This is a genomic window from Actinacidiphila oryziradicis, assembly GCF_005047355.1.
Lineage (GTDB): Bacteria > Actinomycetota > Actinomycetes > Streptomycetales > Streptomycetaceae > Actinacidiphila > Actinacidiphila oryziradicis.
Window position 1 is genome coordinate 1 of the sequence record NZ_SUMC01000207.1, and the last position, 6,633, is coordinate 6,633.

Genomic DNA, 6,633 nt, shown 5'->3' on the forward strand with positions numbered 1-6,633 from the left:
GATGGGAACTAATTGCCAAACTCCCAGCTCAGGCCGCCAAGTTGTAGGAGGATGGAGACCCCGTCGGACCGCGCTCTGACCTCGTGACCTGCGGGTTCTCACCCGTCTGATGCAATTCCCGAGGGTTCTGGTAGTACGTCATCGTGGTAGTGATCTGCCGGTGGTCCATGAGCTCTTTGAGCACGTCAATGGGGATCCCGGCGTCCGCGTGCCGCTGGGCGTATGAGTGCCGGAACGCGTAAGGGAACACCAGCGAGCGTTCGAACGGGAGCCGGTTTCCCTCGGTGTCGAGCTGGTCGCTCAGCAGCTCGGGGATCGACTGCACCCACAGCCGAAGACCCGTCGCGAGGGCGCCTGGGTCCATGTGCCGGAAGCCGCTGCGGGGCGTGATGGAAGGAAAGAGGTACTCCGAGCTCGAGGACGGTGCCGGGATCGAGTCGCGCCAGGCTTGCCAGGTGCGGATGGCCTGAGCCGTCTCGCCGGCGATCGGCAGCTGTCGTCCGTAACGGCGTTTCTTGTGGTTGTCCCAGGTCAGGATGTCGCCGTCATCGTTGGTGCTCAAGCACTTCCGTCGCAGGCTGGCGACCTCGGTGGGGCGCCGTCCCGTGTCACGAAGGACCATGTAGACGGTCGTCATCATCCGGCGGATGTCCTCGAGGGACAGGTCGCCGTAGGGGAACCCGGTGCCGATCGACGCGAGGTGCGCGTCGAGCTGGGCGATGACCGGTTCGGGGATCGCCTTGCCCGCGGAGTCTTCCACGGCTTCCTCGGAGGGGATGACGAGCGACTGGTGGCGGCCGAAGCTGGCCGACATCTCGTCGAGCAGACCGGCGGTCCGACCGAAGTCAAGGAGGCCCAGGAAGGCGCCGTAGGTGGACTTGCGGGTGTTCCGGCTGATCAGCTGCCCGTCTTTTCGGCGCAGGTCACACATCGCCGTGAAGATCGCCTGCATGTCGAGGAACCGCAGTTCAGCGGGCTTGTGACCGCCGCCCGGCCGTGCGTGCAAGGCATCGGACGCCGTCAGGCAGGCGCGGAGGGTCCGGTTGAAGTCGCCGCTGCTGGGCGAGGTGCTGCGTACCCATTCCTTGAGCGCCTCCCGAATCCACGTCTGCCGGACGGCGGTCAAGTCGACCGTCGCGCTCTGTTCCCGCCGACCGCTGCGGGTCTTCGAACGCAGACCGACCGTGGCCAGGTCCCAGACGTCAGGCTCGGTCGGTTTGACCCCGCGGAACTCAAGAGAGGCGACGCGGATCGCCCGGAGGATCTCCCGAAAGTGCGCGATCGGGTTGTTGCCCTTGCTCCGCAGCTGAGCCACCAGCGTGTCGGGGTCGGCGGCCAGCATGCTCTTCACGCCCACCAGGCCACGGACCAGGTGCCGGGTGGCCGTCGGCTCGATCACCCCGCCACGGGCGTCACGCTGCTGGAGCCCGTAGAGAACTTCCCAGCGAGCCGGCTCCTCCAGGATGAGCAGGGAGAACTGATTCGTCCGCTGGAACGGGGCTGCCCGCTCTGCCCAGACTTCCGCACTCGCGGTGGTCCTGCCGGCCCGCTTGTCCCTCGTCCACGTCTCGTTGTGCGGCTTGCACAACACGGTGACGGAACGCTGGCTGCTGCAGCCGCGGACGATGCAGGTGGGCCGTGCGTCGAATGGTCTGAGCGTGCTGGTGGCCAGCCACTGTTCCAGCGGCATTTCGGGGTCCGAGCGCCGGTTCCAGCTGGAGTAGTGCGTCCGGCACAGTTCCAGGCTGTTGGCCGGCCGGGTGCACCGTGCGCCGTCGCGCTCGATGCAGCAGGGGTCGCGTTCTTCTCCCCACGGGGTACGGATCCGCTTCGGGCGGCGGTAGGTCGCGATGAACTCCTCCCTGCTCAGATCACTGCTGCGGAACTCCAGCACGCAGTGACGACACAGCGGCGTCCGGGCGTTACCACCGCCAAGCGGCGCCGGCCATGCTGAGGGCCTCGCTGGCCGGGAGAACCAAGATCGCTTGTGCGGGCCTGCCAGTGGCCACGCCTGCCCCGGAGCTGACGGCAGCGTCCCCAGGCGCGCGTTCGTCGGCATCACGGTGGCCGGGGAAAGAGGGAAGCTCCCCTTCCTGGAGCTGACGAAGAAGGAAGGACAGGCCGGCGTTCGACGTGACGATCTCGGGGATCGGACGGCTTCCATGGCGTTGCGCGTCGGTGGGCTCCGCGCGGAGAGCCCCCGCGTCACCCTTCGAGGACCGGGTCGAGCTGGCTGCGGCTAGATCCGCAGATCCTCCAGCGTTTCTTCGGTGACCAACTGGCGCCCGTGATTGAGAACGATGTCGGTGAAGCGCTGGCTGGGCCGCGGATGATCCGCTCGTGCCGACGGCCGGGACGAATGTGATAGGGAAGTGTCAGTGCTCTGGGCTACGGTCCTGGTGTCCTGCTGGACGCTCCGCTCTCGCCTGGCCTCCAACAGCGGCCAGCCCTGCGCCTCCAACGCATAGGCGCGGTGCCGCACCTTCTCCACCTCGTTCATCCGCTCCGCGTCCCGGCCCAGCGCCCGCGTCAGCTCCTGCGCGGTCACCGGCCCCGGAGCCGCCGCGGCCGCCGCGAACACCTGCCGGTAGACACCCGACAGCACCTCCTCGCCCAGGCCGGCCCGCCACTGCGGTGGCCGCGGGTCGTAGGCGGCACCACCGCCCGCCCCCGCAGACGCCGTCTGCGGCACAGCCACCGGCACCGCTGCACCGGCCGGTCCCGCCACGGGCACTGACGGCAAGTCATTCGCCTTGGCCTGCACCGATGCCGTCCCCGGCCCGCTCTCCCCGCGCCGTTCCACGTCTTCGCCCTCCTCGGCCAGCGCGCGCAGCAACTCCTCGCGGGCGATCCGCGCGTGCTCCACACGCTGCCGGGCCGCAGCAGCGTGCTCCTCGGCCTCCCGCAGGGCCTGCAGCCAGGACTCGAGCTCTTCTCGCGCCCGTGCCTCACGGCACTCCAGCAAAGCGATCACCGACGGCACCACGCACCTCCCGGACAGAACCAACCATCCGCTGGCTGCCCCGCCCCGACCGCCACCACACCCACCCGACCAGAAAACCGCAGCTCATCGAGCTACAGCACGGTTCACCACTACGCTCTCAGCACCCCTGCAAGTCGAGGTCGGTGGTGAGGTAGCGGCGTACGGTCTTGTGGTCCAGGCCGAGCCGTCGGGCGATGGCGCGGATCGTCCAGGTCGCCGCGCGCAGCCGGTGGATCTCGGCGTGCTGCTCCAAGCCGCGATGGACGTACTGTGACGTCGTCGCGGTGGCGTGTACGTAGCGGGGCGTACGGCAGAAGTGTCGCTTGCTGCCGGACGCGCCGGGATCGCTGGATGGCGATGGTGGAGCCATGGCAAACACCACGTCATTTCCGCGAATCGGGAGGACACCATGACCGCGATCCCAGCCTCGACCGTTGCCGCTGTTCGCAGTTCGCGGTGGCTGACCGCCGCCTGGGCAGGGCTGCTGCTGTTCGGTGCGTTCAACGTGTTCGCCGCGGTGATGGATCTCATCGCGGCGACGGGTTCGGGTCTTCCCAGCGACCACACCGGTACCTTCGCCAAGGTGGCAGGGACCACTTGGACCGCCGTCAGGGTCGCGCAGCCGGGAACCGCTCACTACGTCACGTTGCTCGAACGCGGATACGCGCTGCACGAGTTGACCTTCGCGATCCTGTTCCTGACCATCCTGGCCATCCCGTTCCGGGCCCGGCAGCGCTGGGCCTGGTGGAGCTGCTGGGCGCTGCTGATCGCCTACGCCGGCTACACGCTGACCTTCGGCGCGCACGACCCGGTGATCCTGCCGCGCAGCCTGATCGGCCTCATCGGCCTGCCGGTCCTGCTGCTGGTCCACCTCCCGGCGTTCCTGCGCCGCAGTGAGGGCTGAACCATGGGGACCAGGACCAGACGCGGACCCCGGCTGATCACCACAGCCGACGCCGGCATCGGCGCCGTCGGATCACGGCGATGACATCCCGGCGCCTGACGGCTACGGTCGGGGCGGTGAAGACTGTGGTCCAGGCCGGATGGCGGTCGCCCGGATTCGACGCCGTGCTCGCGGCCGCGACACTCGCCGTTTCGCTGGTGCTCGCCTCCTCCGCCGGCCGTGGCCAAGCCGGTACCCGCCCCATGGATGGCCTGGCCTATGTGACGGTCCTCGGGTCCTGCGGGCTACTAACGATGCGCCGCAGGTTCCCGCTGCAGGTCGCCGGCACCGTCGGCGTCGGGCTGCTGCTGTTGTCCGTGCGTGAGTATCCGGGCGGACCGCTGCTCCTGCCGGTGATGATCGCCCTCTACACCGTCGGAACGACCCAGGAGCGGCGGGCGGCGCTGCTGGCAGGTGTGGCTGCCACGGCCGTGGTGGTGATGCGTGCTTGGGCGACGACCGCCGCGCATGGCCAGGTGTCGGCGTTCACGTGGGCGGCGCCGGGGTGGGTGATCGCGTCCCTGGTGTGGGGTGCGGCGGTACGGTCGCGCCGCCAGACAGTCGAGGCACTCCGGCAGCGGGTCGAAGAGGCCGAGCGTACCCGTGAACAGGAGGCCGCTCTCCAGGTCGCCGACGAGCGGTTGCGGATCGCCCGTGACCTGCACGATGTGATCGGCCACTCCTTCACCACTGTGAACGTGCAGGCCCGGGTCGCGGCGACCCTGCTGCAGGACGCGCCGGATCGGGCCCGCCAGGCATTGGAGGCGATCGAGGCCATCAGCCGCGACGCGCTCCGGGAGATCCGGCAGGCGCTGAGCCTGCTGCGCGAGGGCGAGTCCGGCACTCCCGATCGCACGCGGGGCGCCACGTCCAGGGCGGGAACAGCCCAGATCGACCAGCTGCTGGGGCCGCTGCGCACCGCCGGACTGACCGTGGACGCCACCATTCAGCTGCCCAGGCGACCGATCCCGGTGGTCATCGATGCCGCCGTCTACCGGATCGTGCAGGAAGCCCTCACCAACGTCCTGCGGCACGCCGCCGCCAGCCACGTCACCCTCCGCATCAGCACGGACGACCACGGCATGCAGGTGAAAGTCGCCGACGACGGAACCGGCAGCACCCCGCCGCCCTTTGGCGGCACCGGCGCGTCGAGCGGCCGGACAGGTGGGCACGGCATCGAGGGGATGAGGGAACGCGCACTGGCACTGGGCGGCCACCTGGACGCCGGACCGCTGCCCGGCAGGGGATTCGCCGTCACCGCGTACCTGCCTGTGGCAGGCTGACCCGACATGATCCAGGTACTGCTCGCCGACGACCAGGAACTCGTGCGCTCGGGCTTTCGCGTACTGCTGGAGACCGCCAGCGACATCCAGGTCATCGGCGAAGCCACCGACGGCCACCACGCAGTCACCCTAACCCGGCAACTGCACCCCGACGTGGTGCTGATGGACATCCAGATGCCCGGCACCGACGGGCTGGACGCCACCCGGCAGATCACAAGCGACCCCGTCCTCGACACCGTACGCGTCATCATCCTGACCACCTTCGACGAGGACGCCCATGTCTTTGAGGCACTGCGCTCGGGCGCCAGCGGCTTCCTGGTCAAAGACACCCAGACCAGCCAACTGCTGCACGCCGTACGCGTCGTTGCCCACGGCGAAGCGCTGCTCGCACCGGGCGTCACCCGCCGGCTGATCGAAATCTTCGCCTCCGGCCCCCGCCCCGGCACCGCAGCACCGGCCGCACTGGCCATGCTCACCGACCGGGAACGCGAAGTCCTCACCCTGGTCGCCGCGGGACTGTCCAACAACGAGATCGCCGCCCGCCTGGTCCTCAGCCCCGCGACCGCCCGCACCCACGTCAGCCGGATCATGACCAAGGTCGCCGCCCGCGATCGCGCCCAACTCGTCGTCCTCGCCTACGAATCCGGACTCGTCCAACCCGGCCATCACTGAGCGCCGTGACCTGCCCAAGCTCCCCATGCCCGGCGGCCGCACCGGCATCGCCCCCGCTCTACGGGCTCGGCGTCCGGTACGGCGTACTTCGCCCGTCACGTGAGTGAAGTTCCTGGAGGGCTGAGGCGCCACGCACCGGCTCCCTTCCGGGCGCGCTGTTCGGGTACCGCACCTACTCCGGGGTTGACCGACGATGACACCATGGCTGGCGTGAATGTCCGACGGCTCGCGGCGATCGACATGTACGGCACGCGGGGCACGACGCGCCGTCGGCGGATCATCCTGGCGGAGTTCGTCACCGGTGTAGTCGTGCTGGTGGTGTTCGGCATCTGGCTCGTGACACACGCCTCCGGCCTCGGCGATCGCGCGCTGGGGATCTGGCTGATCGGCGCGGGTCTGAACTACGCGCCGCTGGCCCTGTACGCGATCGCGTTGAGCCGGCCCGGCGCGCTCGACGCCGAACTGGTCGGTGTTGACACCGACCAGGAGCTGCGCCGCTGCAGAGTTCCCTGACCAGTGAGATCGTTTCATCCTGAAGTTGCTGGTCGGGGGGCTGGTGTGGTGGCGGTGGGGTGTACTCGTGCTGGCAGTGCCGCATGATCGTCGGTCTTGATCATCCGTCAGGGGTCGTTGGGCGCTGTCTGTTTTGTATGCGCGCCGAGCACGGGCGCGGCTACCATCCGTGACAGTGGAGTCACTCGTGTAGCAGGGGGATCGGTGGAGCCGATACTGGAGCGGATCAATGCGCGCCG

At 69.0% G+C, this 6,633-nt stretch carries 7 protein-coding genes; 4 read left to right on the forward strand and 3 right to left on the reverse strand.

Annotated features, from left to right (window positions below; all coding sequences use genetic code 11):
• Positions 1–28: 28 nt before the first annotated feature.
• From FCI23_RS53215 to FCI23_RS53225, 3 genes are all read right to left on the reverse strand, one after another.
• Positions 29–1,894 carry a tyrosine-type recombinase/integrase gene (locus FCI23_RS53215; protein ID WP_169317444.1) on the reverse strand — a complete coding sequence of 622 codons (1,866 nt, stop codon included), beginning with the start codon at positions 1,892–1,894 and terminating at the stop codon, positions 29–31.
• 345 nt (positions 1,895–2,239) lie between these two features.
• Positions 2,240–2,983, reverse strand: a complete 744-nt coding sequence (locus FCI23_RS53220; RefSeq protein WP_211265879.1) for a hypothetical protein — start codon at positions 2,981–2,983, stop codon at positions 2,240–2,242.
• A gap of 118 nt (positions 2,984–3,101) precedes the next feature.
• The gene (locus FCI23_RS53225) at positions 3,102–3,353 is read right to left on the reverse strand and encodes a helix-turn-helix domain-containing protein (protein WP_136731311.1); all 252 of its coding nucleotides are present in this window, start codon (positions 3,351–3,353) and stop codon (positions 3,102–3,104) included.
• 39 nt (positions 3,354–3,392) lie between these two features.
• On the opposite strand from FCI23_RS53225, the gene FCI23_RS53230 reads away from it, so the two are divergent.
• The 4 genes from FCI23_RS53230 to FCI23_RS53245 all read left to right on the forward strand — a co-directional run bounded on the left by FCI23_RS53230 (position 3,393) and on the right by FCI23_RS53245 (position 6,394).
• Positions 3,393–3,887: a hypothetical protein gene (locus FCI23_RS53230; protein ID WP_136731313.1), complete on the forward strand. Its 495-nt coding sequence runs from the start codon at positions 3,393–3,395 to the stop codon at positions 3,885–3,887.
• A gap of 116 nt (positions 3,888–4,003) precedes the next feature.
• Entirely contained in the window at positions 4,004–5,209 is a 1,206-nt protein-coding gene (locus FCI23_RS53235) for a sensor histidine kinase (protein WP_169317445.1), read from the forward strand.
• 6 nt (positions 5,210–5,215) lie between these two features.
• On the forward strand, positions 5,216–5,881 hold the full coding sequence (locus FCI23_RS53240; protein ID WP_136731318.1) for a response regulator: 666 nt from the start codon (positions 5,216–5,218) through the stop codon (positions 5,879–5,881).
• 183 nt (positions 5,882–6,064) lie between these two features.
• Positions 6,065–6,394, forward strand: a complete 330-nt coding sequence (locus tag FCI23_RS53245; protein ID WP_136731321.1) for a hypothetical protein — start codon at positions 6,065–6,067, stop codon at positions 6,392–6,394.
• Positions 6,395–6,633: the final 239 nt, after the last annotated feature.

Excerpts from the sequence above, each read along its gene's own strand:
- FCI23_RS53240 (WP_136731318.1), top strand. The coding sequence starts at position 5,216 with ATGATCCAGGTACTGCTCGCCGACGACCAGGAACTCGTGCGCTCGGGC.
- FCI23_RS53230 (WP_136731313.1), top strand. The coding sequence starts at position 3,393 with ATGACCGCGATCCCAGCCTCGACCGTTGCCGCTGTTCGCAGTTCGCGG.
- FCI23_RS53225 (WP_136731311.1), bottom strand. The coding sequence starts at position 3,353 with ATGGCTCCACCATCGCCATCCAGCGATCCCGGCGCGTCCGGCAGCAAG.